Annotated in this window: 1 protein-coding gene; it reads left to right on the plus strand. The window is 58.0% G+C overall.

Annotation, left to right across the window (positions count from 1 at the left end; translation table 11 throughout):
* On the plus strand, positions 1 to 395 hold a 395-nt coding region (locus tag RN22_RS25215), incomplete at both ends, for an immunoglobulin-like domain-containing protein (protein ID WP_046307318.1).

Below are 395 nucleotides of genomic sequence, written 5' to 3' on the forward strand. Positions count from 1 at the left end.
ACCGCACCGGCCGCTGTCGAAACCACTATCAATGATGGCACCACTACGGATGCGCCAACCCTGACACTGACAGGTGATGCGTCTGTCATTGAAGGTGAAGCGGCCAGCTACACCCTCACCCTGTCGGAAGCGCCAACCGCTGATTTCACCGTGACCATCATCGTGGGACACAAGACCACGGAAGATGGCGATATCACGCCGGTCACCCGCGATGTGGTGATCGCTGCGAACACCACTTCCATCGATTTCACCGTCGATACCCTGGATGACAGCCTCAACGAATCGGCAGATGATGATGTGTTTACCGTCTCTGTGGATGCCACCTCCGGCGGTGACTTTGAGGCGCAGCCAAGCGCCCCGGCTGCGGTAGAAACTACCATCAATGACGGCACCAC

It is taken from the genome of Grimontia sp. AD028, assembly GCF_000973155.1.
GTDB classification, from domain to species: domain Bacteria; phylum Pseudomonadota; class Gammaproteobacteria; order Enterobacterales; family Vibrionaceae; genus Enterovibrio; species Enterovibrio indicus.